Origin of the sequence: Castellaniella sp. (assembly GCF_049671645.1) — a bacterium.
Classification (GTDB): Bacteria; Pseudomonadota; Gammaproteobacteria; order Burkholderiales; family Burkholderiaceae_B; genus Castellaniella.
The window spans coordinates 82991-100472 of sequence record NZ_JBATVG010000007.1 but is presented as its reverse complement, the minus strand read 5'-3'; the positions used below and the strand labels follow the sequence as shown (position 1 = coordinate 100472).

Sequence of the window (17482 nt, the reverse complement as noted above, 5' to 3'; positions counted from 1 at the left end):
CCGAACCGCTGACGGATCCGATGTCCCGAGCCATTATATTAGAGCCCGCCCTGCAATGGTCCGGCGTCCTTCGGCGCCACCTGATGGCCCACCCCGACGACCAGGCCCGGCTGCTGGCCGACAGCGCCGAACCCGTCGGCCGCAAGACCATCCAGGCCTGGTACGCCCAGGCGCTGGGCGGCCCGGCCGACCAGGCCCCCGACCGACCCGCCCTGCAACAGGCCTTGCGCCGCGCGCGCCAGCGCGTCTTCCACACCCTGATGGTGCGCGACATCGCGGGGCAGGCGCCCCTGCACGAGGTCGTCGCCGCCATGTCCGCCCTGGCCGACCTGGCCATCGGACAGGCCTATGCCTGCGCCATGCGCACGCTGATCGCCATCCACGGCGCGCCGCGCCACCCGGGCACCGGCGCCCCTCAGGACATGCTGATCCTGGGCATGGGCAAGCTGGGGGGCAAGGAACTGAACGTATCGTCCGACATCGATCTGATCATGCTGTACGACGAGGAAGGCGAAACCGACGGCCGCCGGCGCATCAGCCACCACGAGTTCTATGGCAAGGTCTGCCGGCTGATGATGCCGATCCTGTCGGAACTGGATGCCGATGGCTATGTCTTTCGCACCGACCTGCGGCTGCGCCCCGACGGCGACAGCGGCCCGCTGGCCTGGAGCCTGGCCGCGCTGGAAAACTACCTGGTCGCCCAGGGACGGGAATGGGAACGCTATGCCTGGCTGAAAGCCCGCCTGATCCCCTGCCCGCTCTTCGAAGAGACCGCCTTCACCGCCCAGGCCCAGGCCCTGGAATCCCTGCGCCGGCCCTTCGTCTACCGCAAGTATTTCGACTTCGACGCGCTCTCTGCCCTGCGCGGCTTGCGCGAACGCATCCGCATGGACTGGCAGCGCCGCGCCCAGGCGCGGCACGGGATCGACACCCGGCACAACATCAAGCTGGGCGAAGGCGGCATCCGGGAAATCGAATTCGTGATCCAGTTGAACCAGCTGATCCGGGGAGGACGCCAGCCTTCCCTGCAACAGCGCAATCTGCTGGCCGCCCTGCACAAGCAGCACCGCGCCGGGATCCTGGACGACATCCAGGCGCGCGGCCTGGAGGACGCCTACCGCTATCTGCGCCGCGTCGAACACCTGCTGCAATACCGCGAAGACGAGCAAACCCATCTGCTGCCCCACGATCCCAGCGGGCTGGCCGCGCTGGCGCAGGCCATGGGGCATCCCGACAGCACCGATTTCCAGACGACGCTGGACCGGCATCGGACCTATGTATCGCAGTGCTTCCACGATGCCTTCCGCATCGCCGGCATGGGCGGCGATGCGGCTGCCGAGGACGCCCCCCCCGAGCCCGATGCGGCCCCGACGGCCGTGTCCGACGAACAGGCGCGGGATATGCAGGACCGCATCGATGCCTTGCTGGACAGCCATCGGATCCAGAGCCTGCCGCGCACCAGTCAGCAGCGCCTGCAGACATTGCTGCCCGGCCTGACGCACGCGGCCAGACAGACGGACGACCCGCCCGCCACCCTGCAACGCTTGCTGAATCTGGTCGAACACATCGCCCAGCGCAGCGCCTACCTGGCGCTGCTGGCCGAATACCCGGAAACCCTGGCCCGCGTGGCCCGCATCATCGGCGCCAGCCCCTGGGCATCCCAATACCTGAGCCGCTACCCCCTGCTGCTCGACAGCCTGATCGAATGGCGCAGCCTGATGCAGGCCCCGGATTTTCCGGCGATCGCCGAGCAACTGCGCAGCGACCTGGACGCCTGCGTCCTGCCGGACGGCCAGCCCGACATCGAGCAGCAGATGAACCTGATGCGCGACGCGCAGCACCAGATCACCTTCCAGCTGCTGGCCCAGGATCTGGAAAACGTCATCAGCGTCGAAAGCCTGGCCGACCACCTGTCGGCCCTGGCCGACCTGATGCTGGCCGAGGCCATCCACCGGGTCTGGCCCCAGGTGCTGCCGCGCGAACGCCGCACCGACCCCGGCGCGCCCCGTTTCGCCATCATTGCCTACGGCAAGCTGGGCGGCAAGGAAATCGGCTACGCGTCCGACCTGGATCTGGTCTTCCTGTACGACGACCCGGACCAGGACGCGGGCGAGCGCTATGCCAAGCTGGGGCGCCGGGTGGCGTCATGGCTGTCCACCCTGACCTCGTCGGGCCGCCTGTACGAGATCGATCTGCGCCTGCGCCCGGACGGCGACGCCGGCCTGCTGGCGCTGCCCATCGACGCCTTCGAACACTATCAACTGAACCAGGCCTGGCCCTGGGAACACCAGGCGCTGACCCGCGCCCGCTTCGTCGCGGGGGACGCGGCCATCGGCGCCCGCTTCGAGGACATCCGCCAGCGCATCCTGCTGCTGCCCCGCGATCCGGATGCCCTGCGCCGCGAGGTCCTGTCCATGCGCGACAAGATCTCCCAGGGGCACCCCAATCGCAGCGGAGACTTCGACCTGAAACACGACCGGGGCGGCATGGTGGACATCGAATTCATCACCCAGTTCCTGGTGCTCAGCCAATCCGGCGCCCACCCGGAGCTGCTGGGGAATCTGGGCAATATCGCCCTGCTGGGCCTGGCCGCGCAGGCCGGCCTGATTCCGGGGCTGCTGGCCGCCGACGTGGCCGATGCCTACCGGGTCTTTCGCCGCCGGCAACATGCGCTGCGGCTGCAGGGGGCGGAAAAGGCGCGCGTGCCGCCCGCGGAATGCGTGCGCGAGCGGGACGCGGTGCGGGAATTGTGGGGATTGGTGCTGGAGGCGGCCCCTTGAGGTCGGCGGCTTCGCCGTCGTCCGCCGCGCAACGATATATTTTGTTACTCAAGTAACGTCAAAGACGGCTGGACGCCTCCGCCGCCCGCCCGCTATCCTGCCTCCTGTCACCCAACCGCACAGGAGTACAGCATGGGCATCATCAGCATGATCGTCGTGGGTTTCATCGTCGGCCTGATCGCCCGGGCCATCATGCCCGGCGAACAGAAGCTGGGCATCATCATGACTACGATCCTGGGGATCGTGGGCTCGGTCGTGGCCGGCTACCTGGGGGCCGCCCTGGGGCTGTATCAGGCGGGACAAGGCGCCGGCTGGATCGGTTCCATCGTCGGCGCCCTAATCGTGCTGTTCGTCTACGGCATGGTGGCCAAGCGCGCCTGAACCCGAAAACCGGGGCGACAAGCGCCCCGCGCTGACTGGCCGCCCGGCCCGTAGCGCCGCCGCAATGGGCGCGAACAGCACGTCCGTTGCGGCGCCCGCGACGCTCACTGCAGCGTGCGCTCGAACACGAACTTCTCACCGTCCCAGTCCACCGGAACCACGTCGCGCGGACCGAAGGTGCCTTCCAGGATCAGGCGGGCCACCGGATTTTCCAGGTACTGCTGGATGGCGCGTTTCAGCGGCCGGGCCCCGAACACCGGATCGTAGCCCACACGGGCCAGCTCCTGGACGGCGGCATCGGTGACCTCCAGGCGCATTTCATGCTGGGCCAGGCGTTCGGCCAGGCGCTTCAACTGAATACGGGCGATCGGTTCGATATGGATGGCATCCAGGCCATGGAAAACCACGATCTCGTCGATCCGGTTCAGGAACTCCGGCCGGAAAGCGGTCTTCAGCTCGTCGCGAATGACTTCCTTGACCACGTCATACGGCTGGTCCGCCAGGTTCTGGATGTGCTGCGAACCGATGTTCGAGGTCATGATGATCACCGTGTTGCGGAAATCCACGGTGCGCCCCTGGCCGTCGGTCAGCCGGCCATCGTCCAGCACCTGCAGCAGCACATTGAACACGTCCGGGTGCGCCTTCTCGACTTCATCCAGCAAAATCACGCTATAGGGCTTGCGGCGCACGGCCTCGGTCAGGTAGCCGCCTTCCTCGTAGCCGACATAGCCCGGCGGCGCGCCGATCAGGCGGGCCACGGAATGCTTTTCCATGAACTCGCTCATGTCGATGCGCACCAGATGGTTGTCCGAATCGAACAGGAAACGCGCCAGGGCCTTGGTCAGTTCGGTCTTGCCCACGCCCGTCGGGCCCAGGAACAGGAACGATCCATAGGGCCGGTTCGGGTCGGACAGCCCCGCGCGCGAGCGGCGAATGGCCTCCGAGACCAGGCGCACGGCCTCGTCCTGGCCCACGACACGTTCGTGCAGCACGGCCTCCATGCCCAGCAGCTTGGCGCGCTCGCCCTGCATCATGCGCGACACGGGAATGCCGGTCGCCCTGGAGACGACCTCGGCGATTTCCTCGGCGCCCACCTGGGTGCGCAATAGGCGCGGCTTGCCGGATTCGGCTTCCTTCGGCGCGGATTCGGCCGCCTTCAACCGGGATTCCAGTTCGGGCAGGCGGCCATACTGCAGTTCCGCCAGTTTGTCGTACTGCCCCTTGCGCTGCAGCTCGGCCATTTCCGCGCGGACCTGGTCGATTTCCTCTTTCACCGCCTGCGAACCCTGGACGGCGGCCTTTTCCGCCTTCCAGACTTCCTCGTAGTCGTTGTATTCGCGCTGCAGGGTTTCGAGTTCTTCCTCGATCGCCTTCAGGCGACGTTCGGAGGCCTCGTCGGTGTCCTTGCGCACGGCTTCGCGCTCGATCTTCAGCTGGATGATGCGGCGGTCCAGGCGGTCCATGACTTCCGGCTTGGAGTCGATTTCCATGCGGATGCGGGCGGCCGCCTCGTCGATCAGGTCGATGGCCTTGTCCGGCAGGAAGCGGTCGGTGATGTAGCGGTGCGACAGTTCCGCCGCCGCCACAATGGCCGGGTCGGTGATCTGCACGCCGTGGTGCAATTCATAGCGTTCCTGCAGGCCGCGCAGGATGGCGATGGTGGATTCCACATTGGGCTCGTCCACCAGCACTTTTTGAAAACGTCGCTCCAGCGCGGCGTCCTTTTCGATGTACTGGCGGTATTCGTCCAGCGTCGTGGCGCCCACGCAGTGCAGTTCGCCGCGCGACAGGGCGGGCTTGAGCATATTGCCGGCGTCCATGGCGCCTTCGGCCTTGCCGGCGCCCACCATGGTGTGCAGCTCGTCGATGAAGACGATGGTCTGTCCCGAATCCTGGGACAGTTCCTTCAGCACGGCCTTCAGGCGTTCCTCGAATTCGCCGCGATATTTGGCGCCCGCCAGCAGGCCCGCCAGATCCAGCGTCAGGACGCGCTTGCCCTTCAGGGTTTCCGGGACTTCTCCATTGACGATGCGCTGCGCCAGGCCTTCGACGATGGCGGTCTTGCCCACGCCGGGTTCGCCGATCAGCACCGGGTTGTTTTTCGTGCGGCGCTGCAGGATCTGGATGGTGCGGCGGATTTCATCGTCGCGCCCGATCACGGGATCGAGCTTGCCCTCCCGGGCGCGCGCCGTCAGATCCAGGGTGTATTTCTTCAGCGCCTGGCGGTTGTCCTCGTCCTCCGCCCCGGACACGGTCGCGCCGCCGCGCACCGCATCGATCGCGGCCTCCAGGGCCTTGCGCTGCAGGCCGGCCTCGCGCAGGGCGCGGCCGGCCTCGCCCTTGTCATCGGCCAGGGCCAGCAGATAGAGTTCGCTGGCGATGTAGGTGTCGCCGCGCTGCCCGGCTTCCTTGTCGGTGCGCGCCAGGGCGGCCTGCAGATCGCGGCCGGCCTGGACATTGCCCTCGGCGCCCTGCACGGTCGGCAGGGCCTTGATCTGGCGGTCCAGTTCGGCCTGCAGCCGGGGCACGGCCACGCCGGCCCGCGCCAGCAGGCTGGCCGCGCCGCTGTCCGCGTCGGCCAGCAGGGCCGACAGCAGGTGGACGTTTTCAATATAGGGATGATCGTGACGCACGGCCAGGCTTTGAGCGTCGGCCAGCGCTTGCTGGAATTTCGTCGTCAGTTTGTCGAATCGCATGGGTGGGACCCTTTATAGGGAGGGGGCGCTGCGCCCCGATATGCGATATATGCGGTTGGCGGGGGGATTTTCAAGGCGTGGCGCAAGCCAGCCGGCTGACGCCTTGCAGATCGACCCGCTGCCTGGCAAACCACAAATCATGGGCATCCTGCATGGCCAGCCAACTCTCAGGACTGCGTCCAAGCGCCTTCGAAAGGCGCAGCGCCATTTCGGGCGTCACGCGACTGGAACCATTCAGAACCCGGCTGAGCGTGGAAGCCGCCACACCCAGATTTTCCGCCAACTCCCGGCCGCTGATCCCGCTGGGCTCCAGATAGATGGCGGAGATGAACTCGCCCGGGTGGGGCGGATTATGCATCTTCATCAATGGTAGTCCTCATAGTCCAGCACATAAACGTTTCCATCCTGAAAAATGAAAGTGATGCGCCAGTTCCCATTGACGGATATTGACCATCGCCCCTTCATGAAGCCCTTCAAGGGATGCAGGTCAAAACCCGGAACGTCCAAGTCGCTCAGTACCACGGCCGTATCAAGCGCCGCCAACTGCAGCCGAAGCCGCTTGGCATGGTTCGCCTGGATACCCGACAACGACCCGGTCTCGAAGAAACGCTTCACCCCTCTGTGTCGGAAGGATTTGATCGCAATGTAGCACGTTGCGCACCATGCAATAATTCTGCGTGACGCTCAAGTTTTCGATAACGACGCATGATGCCGGGCCTCAAGCAAGCGAGATCGGCCATTGTGGTCCGGGACCGCGCGCGCCGGCCAGATCGGACAAATCCCGACGGACACGCTCGTCACGGCGCCGATCCCCCCTCATCCGATTGAGGCACATCAAACACCGGCCAGATAAACCGCGGACCCGGCAGTCAGGCCCCACACCCAGGGTTTACCCGGTGCTACAGTCGGATGGACCTGATCCAAGGCCGCCCCCGTTCATCCAGCGAACCGCCATGACTCCACACCAGGACTGGGACCCCCGCGCCCCGGAAGTGCTTGCCTCCCCCATCGCCGCCTATGACCGTATGCGCCGGCGCTGCCCGGTGGCTCATAGCGACTATCTGCATCATTCCGTATTCCGCCACGCCGACGTCATGCGCATCGTGACGGATCACGAGACCTTCAGCAGCCAGGCCTCGCGCCATGTCTCGGTGCCCAACAGCATGGACCCGCCGGAACACACGGCCTGGCGCCGGCTGATCGAACCCTACTTCGGTCTGGACCGCATTGCGGCATTCGAGCCGGACTGCCGGCGGATCGGCGCCGAGCTGGTGGCCGCCCTGCCGCGCAATGCCAGCGTGGAGATCATGTTCGGTCTGGCGCATCCTTTCGCGCTGCGCATGCAGTGCGCCTTCCTGGGCTGGCCCGACTGCCTGCACGAGCCGCTGCGGCAGTGGATCCACAAGAAGAACATCGCCACGCTGTCGGGCGACGCGCATGCCATCGCGGCGGTGGCCACTGAATTCGACCAGACCATCCGCGACCTGCTCAAAGAGCGTCGCCAGGCCGGCGGCCAGGCGCCCGACGACGCGACGACCCGCCTGATGCGCGCCTCCATCCACGGGCGCGCCCCGACCGAGGACGAGATCGTCAGCATCCTGCGCAACTGGACGGTCGGCGAACTGGGCACCATGGCCTCCAGCGTGGGCATCATCGCCCACTATCTGGCCACGCATCCGGCGCTGCAGGACCAGTTGCGCAGCGACCCGACGCTGGTGCGCGCCGCCAATGACGAGATCCTGCGCATCCACGCGCCCCTGATCGCCAACCGGCGCACTCCGACCTGTCCGGTGGACATAGGCGGCGCCCGGATCCAGGCCGGCGAACGCCTGACCCTGATCTGGGCCTCCGCCAACCGCGACGAAACCGTGTTCGGCGATCCGGATGAATTCCGGCTGGATCGCGACCCCGCGCTGAACCTGCTGTATGGCGCCGGCATCCACGCCTGCCCGGGCGCGCCGCTGGCCCGGCTGGAACTGGACATCATGATCCAGGCCCTGCTGGCCGGCACCCGGGCGCTGGAACCCAGCGACGAGCATCCGCCCATGCCCGCCATCTATCCGGCCAGCGGCTACCGGCAGGCGATTCTGATGCTGCGGCACGACACCGCATAAGCTCATCACGGATTCCCATACCAAGCAGCGGTTATATCCAGCCCCGCAAGACTACAATTCAAGCATGAACCATTCGGGGTGCTTCCACCCCGGTTTCCTTGGGGCCTGCCTGCCATGTGTCAGCTCTTGGGCATGAATTGCGCCACGCCGACGGACATCACGTTTTCCTTCACTGGCTTTGCCGCGCGGGGCGGCGACACCGACCATCACGCCGACGGCTTCGGCATCGCCTTCTACGAAAACCGCGGCTCCCGCTGTTTCCTGGACAACGCCCCCTGCTGCCAGTCGCCCGTGGCCGAGCTGATCAAACGCTATCCGATCAAATCGCGCAATGTGATCGCACACATCCGCAAGGCCACCCAGGGGGCGCTGGAACTGGAAAATTGCCACCCGTTCGTGCGCGAACAGTGGGGCCGTCACTGGCTGTTCGCCCATAACGGCGACCTGAAATCCTTTCAGCCCACGCTGCGCGGCGACTACCTGCCCATCGGCCAGACCGACAGCGAACGCGCCTTCTGCTTCATGATGGAAGGTCTGCGGGCGCGATTCGGCACGCGCGAACCCGGCGACCAGGAACTGTTCGCCGCCGTGGCCGAGATGACGGCGGAACTGACCCGTCACGGGGTCTTCAACTTCCTGCTGTCCAACGGGCGCTGCATGCTGGCGCATTGCTCCACCTCGCTGACCTACATCGTGCGGGCCTGGCCGTTCCAGGTGGCCCACCTGGTCGATACCGATGTGGCCGTGGATTTCGCCAACGTCGCCGCCCGCGGCGACTGCGTGGCCGTCATCACGACCAAACCGCTGACCGACAACGAAACCTGGACCGCTTTTCACACAGGCGAACTGATGATGTTCGTGGACGGCCGGCCGCAGTCCAGCGTGCGGATCGACATCCCCGAAGACATCCAGCGCAGCAACCGGGACAACCTGGCCTGCGCGTGATCCCGGACAGCCCGCCAGACGTCGGCGGCGCCCGGCCCGCGCATCATCCCTGGCCGAGGGATGGGATTGCGTGCCGCCCAGGGCCCGATACCCTATGATGACGTGATGACCGACACCCCTGCAGACAACGATCCGCGCCCGATCGAACCCATCGAACCCGACCTGAACGAATGCTGCGGCAACGGCTGCTGCCCGTGCGTGTTCGATACCTATGCCGAAGAAAAGCGCGAATGGCAACAGGCCCTGAAAGCCTGGGAACAACGCCACCCGGATCACGTGGAAGATGCCGCCGGATCCTGAACCGGCCCCGCGACTCCCCGCCCGACGGCAAACCGCCTGCGGCGGCGCCCCTCCCAATCGCTGCGACACGTCCAGAGGAACCCGCGCTGCGCATAGGGTTCCTGCCGGTTTCCGAAGCCGCCGTTTTTATAATCGGACTTTCCGATTCATCTTTTCAGGAATGATGCACCGTGGCCTCCGACGCTATCCCCATGTTTGCCGAAAACACCTATCCCCTCGATGCGCGGGGCATTGCCAAACGCTTCCGCCATGCCGCCATCTTCGGCGCCCTGTCGGCCCTGCAACCGGGAGAAACCATGCGTTTCTGCAACGATCATGACCCCCTGCCGCTCCTGCAGCAACTGAAGAACCACTTCGGCGAAAACATCCAGTTCGAATACCTGGCCCGCAACCCGGGCGAGATCGTCATCGATTTCCATATCGTGCCCTGAACACAGCCCCGGGCGCGCCCGCGCGGCCGCCCGCATCGAACAGCACCCCAAATATTGGACGCCGCTCCAAACTTTGGGGTGTTTTTCATGGCCGATCCGCCAGACTCCCCCGCTTCGCCCCCCGCCAATTAACCCAGGTCAAGTCTATTCAAAATAGTCGATCGGCATGCTTGATGACACCACATGTTGTGTTTAGTATTCACACAAACACAATATATAGAGAAATTCAGCATGACTGCAAAGACCCGCGCCCAGGCCGACATCCGCCCGATTCCGCAGATCGACGTGATCCGCTCCATCGACGAATATCTTCATCAGCAGGACTGGCGCGTCAACGCCAACGCCAACCAGGGCTATTCCCTGGGCGGACTGATCCTGAACACCTCCGGCAAGATGATTGCCAACTACTGGCTCAGCCACGTCTACCCGGAATCCGTCGGCCAGGCCCACCGCCAGGGCGACCTGCACATCCACGACCTGGACATGCTGTCGGGCTACTGCGCCGGCTGGTCGCTGCGCACCCTGCTGAACGAAGGCCTGAACGGCGTGCCGGGCAAGGTCGAATCCGCGCCGCCGCGCCACATGTCCAGCGCCGTGGGCCAGATCGTCAACTTCCTGGGCACGCTGCAGAACGAATGGGCGGGCGCGCAGGCCTTCAGTTCCTTCGACACCTACATGGCGCCCTTCATCCGCAAGGACGCCATGAGCTACGAGCAGGTGCGCCAGTGCATGCAGGAACTGATCTACAACCTGAACGTGCCTTCGCGCTGGGGCACGCAGACGCCGTTCACCAACCTGACCTTCGACTGGGTCTGCCCGGAAGACCTGCGCGACCAGGTGCCGGTGATCGGCGGCCAGGAGATGCCCTTCACCTATGGCGAACTGCAGGCCGAAATGGACATGGTCAACCAGACCTACATCGAGGTCATGATGGCCGGCGACGCCCGGGGCCGCGCCTTCACCTTCCCCATCCCGACCTACAACATCACGCCGGACTTCGACTGGCACAGCCCCAATGCCGAACGGCTGTTCGAGATGACGGCCAAATACGGCCTGCCCTACTTCCAGAATTTCATCAATTCGGAACTCAAGCCCAATATGATCCGGTCCATGTGCTGCCGCCTGCAGCTGGACCTGCGCGAACTGCTGAAACGCGGCAACGGCCTGTTCGGTTCCGCGGAACAGACCGGCTCGCTGGGCGTGGTGACGATCAACTGCGCCCGCCTGGGCTATCTGCACCGGGGCGACGAGGCCGCGTTGCTCGCCCGGCTCGACGAACTGCTGACCCTGGGCCGGCAAAGCCTGGAAATCAAACGCCGCGTCATCCAGGACCTGATGGACGACGGCCTGTTTCCCTATACCCGTCGCTACCTGGGCACGTTGCGCAACCATTTTTCCACCCTGGGGGTCAACGGCATCAATGAGATGATCCGCAACTTCACGGCCGACGAACACGACCTGACCAGCCCCTGGGGACACGACTTCGCCGTGCGCCTGCTGGATCATGTCCGCGCCCGCATGATTGAATTCCAGGAATCCACCGGCCATCTGTACAACCTGGAAGCCACGCCCGCCGAAGGCACCACCTACCGTTTCGCCAAGGAAGACCGTGCCCGCTGGCCGGACATTCTGCAGGCCGGCACGGACGACATGCCGTACTACACGAATTCGTCGCAGTTGCCGGTGGGGTTCACCGACGACCCGTTCGAAGCGCTGGAACGCCAGGACGAACTGCAGCGCAAATACACGGGCGGCACCGTCCTGCACCTGTACATGACCGAGCCGCTGTCGTCGGCCGATGCTTGCCGCACCCTGGTGCGCCGCACGCTCAGCCGCTTTTCCCTGCCCTACATCACCATCACCCCGACCTTTTCCATCTGCCCGAAGCACGGCTACCTGCCGGGCCGGCACGATTTCTGCCCGCAATGCGACGACGAACTGATCGCCCGCAAGCACAGCCGGGCCGGGATGACGACGCCCGACGCCGCCGCAGCCCCGGCGCGGACGGCCCACATCGCCTGATCGCCTCCGGCAGGCCGGACGCATGCCCCCCGAGCCGGCCAAGCCGCCTCGCCTCATCCCTCCTTTTTTCCATCCGGACCACGGTCCGGTTTTCTCAGCCCCTCAGGAGCACATCATGTCCAACACCCCCATCACTCTGAACGACGCCGAACGCCAACCCTGCGAGATCTGGACCCGCGTCATGGGCTACCACCGTCCCGTCTCGTCCTTCAACATCGGCAAGAAAGGCGAATTCCACGAACGCCGCTTCTTCGTCGAACGCCATGCCGGCCAAACGCCCGTGGCCCGGACTGCCTGATCCCGGATCCGTCATGCACGCCGCCCACCATGCCCAACCGCCCGCAGTCGCAGGCGGTGAGCCGGAACCCGCCCCGCGCGCCGTCCACCCGGCCGGCGTCATGGGGCCGGAGGCGGCCGCCGCCCCCGGTACGGCCCGCATCGCACCGGGCAGCAGCGCCCGGACACTCAAGGCAGGCGGCCTGGTGCCCTTCACGGCCACGGACTTCCCCGGCCTCCTGGCCGCCGTGGTTTTCGTGCAGGGGTGCCCCTGGCGCTGCGACTACTGCCACAATCCGCACCTGCAGCCGCGCACGGCGACCAGCCCGCTGGACTGGGTCGACATCCTGGCGTTTCTGCGCCGCCGGGTCGGCCTGATCGACGGCGTGGTCTTCAGCGGCGGCGAGCCCACCATGGACCCCGGCCTGGGCACCGCCATCCGGCAGGCGCGCGACCTGGGCTACAAGATCGGCCTGCACACCGGGGGCACGCATCCGCGCCGCCTGGCCCAGGTGCTGCCCCGGGTGGATTGGGTCGGCCTGGACATCAAGGCCGGTTTCGACCAGTACGAACGCATCACGCGGGTCGCCGGCAGCGGCGTCCCGGCCAGCGCCAGCCTGCAGGCGGTGCTGGACAGCGGAGTGGACTTCGAATGCCGCACGACGGCGCACCCGGACCTGATCAGCGCCGCCGAGCTGCTGCAGCTGGGTCGGACCCTGTCCGGCCTGGGCGTGTCGAACTACGCCGTGCAGATCTTCCGCCCCCAGGGCTGCGCGGATGACGAGCTCAACGCCCGCGGCCAGTCTTTACGAGAGTGGCCGGGCGAGGAGACCCGTTCGGCGCTGGCCGCGATGTTCTCTTCATTCCAGATCCGGCGCCCATGAGCCCCGACATCCGGCCGCCGCCATGCCCAGCCCGAAGCCCGACACGCGGCGGCGGCGATCTCAGGCGACGCCGGCCGCCCGGCGCCCGCGCTGGCGAAAACCCTGGCGGATGTCCTCGGGCACCAGGGAGCCGCCGGTGCTCCAGATGACATGGGTGGCCTGATTCATGGCGGCGTTCAGCCCCTGACTCTGCAGGTAAGCCTGCCCCTGCGGCGTATCCAGGACCTGCAGCGGCCCGCGCAAACCGGTCGCCGCGGAAGGCTCCACATAGATGCCTTCCTTGTCTTCCAGGCGCCAGGCATCCGCGTAGAACGTCTCTTCGTCCACCGTAAAGACCCCGGACAACAGTGTCGCCATCAAGGGCGCGACCAACGGCGAGGCCAGGCCCACGGCCAGGCCGTCGGCATCGGTGCGGTTGTCCAGCCCGACGTCGTAGACCGACACGGGATGCTGCGTGCCGCAGGCCAACTGCACCAGCATGCAGGGCGACGCGGCAGGCTCCACGAAGAACCCATGCACGTGGGCGCCGAACAACTGCTTCAGGCCATACAGGATACCGCCTGGCGCCCCGCCGACCCCGCAGGGCAGATAGACGAACAGGGGGTGATCGGCATCCACGGGCCGGTTCGCCGCCTGCAATTGCGCCTGCAATTCACGCGCTGCGGCGGCATAGCCCAGGAACAGGGCCTCGGAGTGCTCATCGTCGACGAAATGCGTGAACGGGTCCGATTCCGCCAGGGCGCGGCCGGCCGCCACGGCCGAAGCATAATCCCCAGGGTGTTCGACGACTTCGATGCCCCGCGCCCGCAGGCGCTGCTTTTTCCATTCCTTGGCATCCGCCGACATGTGCACCACGGCCCGCAAACCCAGGCCGGCGCCGATCATGCCGATGCTCAGGCCCAGATTGCCGGTGCTGCCCACCGCTACGGCATGCCGCCCCAGCACGGCTCGGGCCTCGGGGCTGGCCAGCGCGCGCCGGTCGGTATCGCCGCGCAGCAGGCCGGCTTCAGTCGCGATCTGTTCGGCCAAAGTCAGGATTTCATGAAAGCCGCCGCGCGCCTTGACGGACCCGGCCACCGGCAGGGCATCGTCGCGCTTGAGCAGCCAGACCCCCGAGGCCGGCAGACCCAGGGCGTCCCGCAGATGCGGTATCGGCGTCAGGGGCGACGAAAGGCGGCCCTCGGTGGCGCGAAGTTCCGGGAAGACCTGCTCCAGCAGCCCCGCGCAACGACTGAAGCGGGCTGCGGCCACGGCCGGGTCCAGCGTGGAGTCGCGGCCAACGGCCTGAGGATCGTACCCGGGGTTCAGCCACAACAAAGGCTGGCGCTGCGCCAGCCCTGCCGGCAATCCCGGATATCGGGTCGAGATGTCTGTATTCATGAAAGGTCCTTGCCTGGCGGAGCACCAGCGCCCCGCCCAGGGCTCCAAAGACCTGCCGGGCGTGCAATGGGGCGCGCCACGAAGCATGTCTTCGAAACCGTTGCCCTCCATGATGCCCTATTTTGCGGCGCTGGCCCTCCGCGGCAACCGGGTCGCGCGGCCTCATCCCGCAACCCGCCTCTCAGACGGCGGGATTCCGAGGCCGGGACATGAACCGCTCACCAAGACGCCGACGCGCCGCCTGCGCCACGTCCCGCAGCACGGCCCTGGGATGAAACACCGCCAGGTCGATCGAATCCAGCGTGTTCTTCACCATCAGACCCAGCTCGGTGTCGCCTTCGATCACCAGGCGGCGACTGAAGAACAGCGTGTCCGGGTCTTCCGTGCGCTGCAGCAGGCGATAGAAATCCGCGGCATCGGCGCGGATGGTCAGATCCGGGTCGATGTCGCCATGGCGGGCCGCCCGGAAGGCGTGGCCGCGCCAGGTGTAATCAAAGCGGACGCGCGCATCGGCGACGTGGATGCGCAAGGACCGGCCTTCCAGCATGTGCAGGGTATCGGGGTGCAGGTGCCGCGCCAGCACCAGGTTCAGGCCGCTGACGAACAGCACGGAACCAGGGTAGCGCGGCAGATGCTCCAGGGCCTGGGCCAGGGGCGAGGGAATGCGATAGACGGGATTGCCGGGATTTTGCATGATCGGACTCGTGAAAAAGCGGTGAAGCGGGCGCGCATCAGGCAACGACGCGCGCCTTGACCCCCGGGGTTCGGATATCCGGGGCCGGTGAAATGATCCTGTCGCCGGGCAGCACCATGTCCAGCCCGGGACGGTCGTGCCAATAGCCGTTGCAGGGCCCGGCGGGCATCAGCGTCACCAGCCGGGCATGCGCATCGGCGGCGGATTCCCGCCCATCCAGCACGGCCCGGAAGGCCGCCACGACCTGCTCCATGTGCTGCGACTGGGGGCTCAGGCGCAGCACGTCCACGCCCAGGCCGCGCAACTCGTCCAGTTCGTGGATCAGGGTATGCACCAGCGCCGACTGGGTCTGGATGCCGTTGATGGTCAGGAACGCCTGGGATTCCTTGGTTTCCAGCAGCAGGCCGTCCGGATGGTCCATGCAGACGTACTGGCAGTTGTCCTTGGGGAGGTTACGGTTGCGGGCGGTGAAGCAGCGGGCGGAGAAGGCCAGCGGCATACGGCCGTAAGCGAAGACTTCCGTCTGCAAGCCGGCAGGCCTGTCCCGCTGCAGTTGCGTCAGCCCGGCGCGCCCCATTTCCAGCGGCATGACCCAGCGGGTCGCGCCCTGGGCGGCGATGACATCGAGCGTGGGCTTGCTGTAGATGTTCAGGAACGGCCCCCCTGTCCACGCCAGGCCTGCGGCCTGCACCAGGCGCACAGCCCCCATATCGTTGGCTTCGACGCCGTAGCGGCCGTTGTCGACGATCTTGCGCAGGGTGTTCAGGTCGTTGCCGGATTCCAGCAATACCTGGGTCGACAGGACCGGCGTCTTGCCCGCCTGGGCCAGCATGTCGGCGACTTCGATCCAGTCGGGCAGGCGCAGCTCGTGGCGCCGCGAACAGACGGTTTCCCCCAGATAGACGATGTCGACCGGCCAGTCGCACACGGCCGCGTAGAACTCCAGGGTCGTGACGCGGGGCCAGTAGTATTGCAGGGGCCCAAGGGCGATTTTCATGACGGTTTCCTCGTGCGCGATAGGCGGGGCGGCCCGGGCGGCCTGGCCGCAAGCCGGGCGCATGCCCCGCGCGGAATTCATTTCCAGGGCCGGTTATAGGCCCCCAGCGTGTGCTGCTGGCCTTCGGCGACTTTGTTCAGTTCGGCCATCCAGGACGGATGCACGGAATAGCGGGCCGGATTGGAGCGCGCCTGGTCGATGGCCTGGCGCCACACCCGCGTGACCTGCGCCACATAGGCGGGGCTGCGTTGACGGCCCTCGATCTTGATGGCCCGCACGCCCATGGCCATCAGCCGTGGCAGCAGTTCCAGGGTATTCAGGCTGGTGGGCTCTTCCAGGGCGTAGTAGTTTTCGCCCGCCACGTCGAAGCGGCCCTTGCACAGCGTGGGATAGCCGGCGTTCTCGCCGGGTTCGTAGCGGTCGATCAGCACGTTGTTCAGGCGGGATTCCAGGCCCTGGTCCGTCTGCTGCCAGCGCACGTGTTTGGCGGGCGAGCAGACCCCGTGCGTATTGGGCGATTCGCCGGTCGCATAGGACGACAGGGCGCAGCGGCCTTCCACCATGACGCACAGGCTGCCGAAGCCGAAGACCTCGATCTCGACCGGCGTGTTCTCGCACACCTGCTGCACCTGGGCCACCGACAGCACGCGCGGCAGCACCGCCCGGGCCACGCCGAAGCGTTCGTGATAGAAGCGGATGGCCTCGTAGTTGGTGGCCGAGCCCTGTACGGACAGGTGCAGGCGCAGGTCCGGATAGCGGGCATGGGCATAGGCCATCAGGCCGGGGTCGGCCATGATGATGGCATCCACGCCGGCATCGGCCGCGCGGTCCACCGCATCCCGCCACAGGCGCCAGGCATCGGGCTGGGGATAGGTGTTCAGCGCCAGCAGCACCTTGCGCTGCCGGTCGTGGGCATAGCGGATGCCCTGCGCGATGGCCGCCGCATCGAAATTCAGGCCGGCGAAATTGCGGGCGTTGGTCGCATCGCGAAAGCCCAGATAGACGCAGTCTGCGCCTTCGTCCACGGCGGATTTCAAAGCCGGCAGGCTGCCCGCCGGACAGACGAGTTCAAAGCCGGACAGATCGTGGCAGGGCACTACGCCGGGGCGGTCGGAGGAAGGCAAGGCAGACATGGAACATCCTGACGGTTCGAGCCGTGCAGGCGGGGCATGCCGCCGGAATCCCGCGGGACTGACCCAAGGGGACGCCGGGCCCTGCATCGGCAATAGCGGGCACTATGCGCCGTTCGACGGACGAAGTCCTTAATCCGCATCAAGGGAACCGGCATTCGGCGCGCGGTTTTCGCCGCCGGCCGCCGACCGGTCGTGTAAGGTAGCGGCTTGACTTGAGAGGACCCCGCATGGCTTTGCCCGACATCACCCTGGACGTGCGCGGACTGCCCCCGCCCGAACCGCTGGAACACTGCCTGGAAGCATTGGCCGACCTGACTCCCGGGCAGCGATTGAACATGCTGATCGACCGCGAACCCTATCCCCTGTATGCAATGCTGGACCGGGACGGGTTCCGGCATGAATGCACGTTCGAGGACACCCACTTCCAGGTCGCGATCTGGATCGACTGA

Annotated in this window: 17 protein-coding genes; 10 read left to right on the top strand and 7 right to left on the bottom strand. The window is 66.3% G+C overall.

All coding sequences use genetic code 11. The annotated features are described in order from the left end of the window. Positions 1-20: 20 nt before the first annotated feature. A complete protein-coding gene (glnE, locus tag WBG56_RS01800) occupies positions 21-2780 on the top strand; it encodes a bifunctional [glutamate--ammonia ligase]-adenylyl-L-tyrosine phosphorylase/[glutamate--ammonia-ligase] adenylyltransferase (protein WP_424264834.1) in 2760 nt (919 codons plus the stop codon). 132 nt (positions 2781-2912) lie between these two features. Further along, positions 2913-3161 carry a GlsB/YeaQ/YmgE family stress response membrane protein gene (locus WBG56_RS01795; protein ID WP_424264833.1) on the top strand — a complete coding sequence of 83 codons (249 nt, stop codon included), beginning with the start codon at positions 2913-2915 and terminating at the stop codon, positions 3159-3161. A 104-nt stretch (positions 3162-3265) separates the two neighbouring features. Here the strand turns inward: WBG56_RS01795 and clpB are convergent, their stop codons facing one another. From clpB to WBG56_RS01780, 3 genes are all read right to left on the bottom strand, one after another. Beyond that, a complete protein-coding gene (clpB, locus tag WBG56_RS01790; RefSeq protein ID WP_424264832.1) occupies positions 3266-5857 on the bottom strand; it encodes an ATP-dependent chaperone ClpB in 2592 nt (863 codons plus the stop codon). Between the two features lie 70 nt (positions 5858-5927). Next, entirely contained in the window at positions 5928-6221 is a 294-nt protein-coding gene (locus tag WBG56_RS01785; protein WP_424264831.1) for a HigA family addiction module antitoxin, read from the bottom strand. Continuing rightward, complete coding sequence (locus WBG56_RS01780; protein WP_424264943.1) at positions 6221-6496, bottom strand: type II toxin-antitoxin system RelE/ParE family toxin; 276 nt, start codon at positions 6494-6496, stop codon at positions 6221-6223. The genes WBG56_RS01785 and WBG56_RS01780 overlap by 1 nt, the downstream gene beginning before the upstream one ends. A gap of 314 nt (positions 6497-6810) precedes the next feature. Between WBG56_RS01780 and WBG56_RS01775 the strand changes: the two genes are divergently transcribed. The 7 genes from WBG56_RS01775 (at position 6811) to WBG56_RS01745 (ending at position 12829) form a co-directional block, all read left to right on the top strand. After that, positions 6811-7971, top strand: a complete 1161-nt coding sequence (locus WBG56_RS01775) for a cytochrome P450 (protein ID WP_424264830.1) — start codon at positions 6811-6813, stop codon at positions 7969-7971. 114 nt (positions 7972-8085) lie between these two features. Next, positions 8086-8916 (top strand): class II glutamine amidotransferase, encoded by an 831-nt coding sequence (locus WBG56_RS01770; protein ID WP_424264829.1) that lies wholly within the window; start codon positions 8086-8088, stop codon positions 8914-8916. A 105-nt stretch (positions 8917-9021) separates the two neighbouring features. Then, positions 9022-9216 (top strand): oxidoreductase-like domain-containing protein, encoded by a 195-nt coding sequence (locus tag WBG56_RS01765; protein ID WP_424264828.1) that lies wholly within the window; start codon positions 9022-9024, stop codon positions 9214-9216. Positions 9217-9407: 191 nt separating this feature from the next. Beyond that, the gene (locus tag WBG56_RS01760) at positions 9408-9647 is read left to right on the top strand and encodes a DUF2249 domain-containing protein (protein WP_043681763.1); all 240 of its coding nucleotides are present in this window, start codon (positions 9408-9410) and stop codon (positions 9645-9647) included. Between the two features lie 183 nt (positions 9648-9830). Then, positions 9831-11669, top strand: coding sequence for a ribonucleoside triphosphate reductase (locus WBG56_RS01755; RefSeq protein WP_424264827.1), 1839 nt, complete (start codon positions 9831-9833; stop codon positions 11667-11669). A gap of 115 nt (positions 11670-11784) precedes the next feature. Then, on the top strand, positions 11785-11967 hold the full coding sequence (nrdD, locus tag WBG56_RS01750; RefSeq protein WP_424264826.1) for an anaerobic ribonucleoside-triphosphate reductase: 183 nt from the start codon (positions 11785-11787) through the stop codon (positions 11965-11967). Positions 11968-12067: 100 nt separating this feature from the next. Further along, the gene (locus tag WBG56_RS01745; RefSeq protein ID WP_424264942.1) at positions 12068-12829 is read left to right on the top strand and encodes an anaerobic ribonucleoside-triphosphate reductase activating protein; all 762 of its coding nucleotides are present in this window, start codon (positions 12068-12070) and stop codon (positions 12827-12829) included. Positions 12830-12889: 60 nt separating this feature from the next. On the opposite strand, the gene WBG56_RS01740 is transcribed toward WBG56_RS01745, so the two are convergent. The 4 genes from WBG56_RS01740 to ubiU form a co-directional block, all read right to left on the bottom strand. Continuing rightward, on the bottom strand, positions 12890-14209 hold the full coding sequence (locus WBG56_RS01740) for a D-serine ammonia-lyase (RefSeq protein ID WP_424264825.1): 1320 nt from the start codon (positions 14207-14209) through the stop codon (positions 12890-12892). 181 nt (positions 14210-14390) lie between these two features. Beyond that, complete coding sequence (ubiT, locus tag WBG56_RS01735; RefSeq protein WP_424264824.1) at positions 14391-14903, bottom strand: ubiquinone anaerobic biosynthesis accessory factor UbiT; 513 nt, start codon at positions 14901-14903, stop codon at positions 14391-14393. A 37-nt stretch (positions 14904-14940) separates the two neighbouring features. Then, entirely contained in the window at positions 14941-15900 is a 960-nt protein-coding gene (gene ubiV, locus WBG56_RS01730; protein ID WP_424264823.1) for a ubiquinone anaerobic biosynthesis protein UbiV, read from the bottom strand. Between the two features lie 77 nt (positions 15901-15977). Further along, positions 15978-17033: a ubiquinone anaerobic biosynthesis protein UbiU gene (ubiU, locus tag WBG56_RS01725; RefSeq protein WP_424264822.1), complete on the bottom strand. Its 1056-nt coding sequence runs from the start codon at positions 17031-17033 to the stop codon at positions 15978-15980. 227 nt (positions 17034-17260) lie between these two features. Between ubiU and WBG56_RS01720 the strand changes: the two genes are divergently transcribed. Beyond that, on the top strand, positions 17261-17482 hold the full coding sequence (locus WBG56_RS01720) for a DUF2249 domain-containing protein (protein WP_424264821.1): 222 nt from the start codon (positions 17261-17263) through the stop codon (positions 17480-17482).

Excerpts from the sequence above, each read along its gene's own strand:
- WBG56_RS01770 (WP_424264829.1), top strand. The coding sequence starts at position 8,086 with ATGTGTCAGCTCTTGGGCATGAATTGCGCCACGCCGACGGACATCACG.
- WBG56_RS01760 (WP_043681763.1), top strand. The coding sequence starts at position 9,408 with ATGTTTGCCGAAAACACCTATCCCCTCGATGCGCGGGGCATTGCCAAA.
- ubiU (WP_424264822.1), bottom strand. The coding sequence starts at position 17,033 with ATGTCTGCCTTGCCTTCCTCCGACCGCCCCGGCGTAGTGCCCTGCCAC.
- WBG56_RS01775 (WP_424264830.1), top strand. The coding sequence starts at position 6,811 with ATGACTCCACACCAGGACTGGGACCCCCGCGCCCCGGAAGTGCTTGCC.
- WBG56_RS01755 (WP_424264827.1), top strand. The coding sequence starts at position 9,831 with ATGTTGTGTTTAGTATTCACACAAACACAATATATAGAGAAATTCAGC.
- WBG56_RS01785 (WP_424264831.1), bottom strand. The coding sequence starts at position 6,221 with ATGAAGATGCATAATCCGCCCCACCCGGGCGAGTTCATCTCCGCCATC.
- ubiT (WP_424264824.1), bottom strand. The coding sequence starts at position 14,903 with ATGCAAAATCCCGGCAATCCCGTCTATCGCATTCCCTCGCCCCTGGCC.
- WBG56_RS01795 (WP_424264833.1), top strand. The coding sequence starts at position 2,913 with ATGGGCATCATCAGCATGATCGTCGTGGGTTTCATCGTCGGCCTGATC.
- WBG56_RS01745 (WP_424264942.1), top strand. The coding sequence starts at position 12,068 with ATGGGGCCGGAGGCGGCCGCCGCCCCCGGTACGGCCCGCATCGCACCG.
- ubiV (WP_424264823.1), bottom strand. The coding sequence starts at position 15,900 with ATGAAAATCGCCCTTGGGCCCCTGCAATACTACTGGCCCCGCGTCACG.
- clpB (WP_424264832.1), bottom strand. The coding sequence starts at position 5,857 with ATGCGATTCGACAAACTGACGACGAAATTCCAGCAAGCGCTGGCCGAC.
- WBG56_RS01720 (WP_424264821.1), top strand. The coding sequence starts at position 17,261 with ATGGCTTTGCCCGACATCACCCTGGACGTGCGCGGACTGCCCCCGCCC.
- WBG56_RS01765 (WP_424264828.1), top strand. The coding sequence starts at position 9,022 with ATGACCGACACCCCTGCAGACAACGATCCGCGCCCGATCGAACCCATC.
- WBG56_RS01740 (WP_424264825.1), bottom strand. The coding sequence starts at position 14,209 with ATGAATACAGACATCTCGACCCGATATCCGGGATTGCCGGCAGGGCTG.
- nrdD (WP_424264826.1), top strand. The coding sequence starts at position 11,785 with ATGTCCAACACCCCCATCACTCTGAACGACGCCGAACGCCAACCCTGC.
- glnE (WP_424264834.1), top strand. The coding sequence starts at position 21 with ATGTCCCGAGCCATTATATTAGAGCCCGCCCTGCAATGGTCCGGCGTC.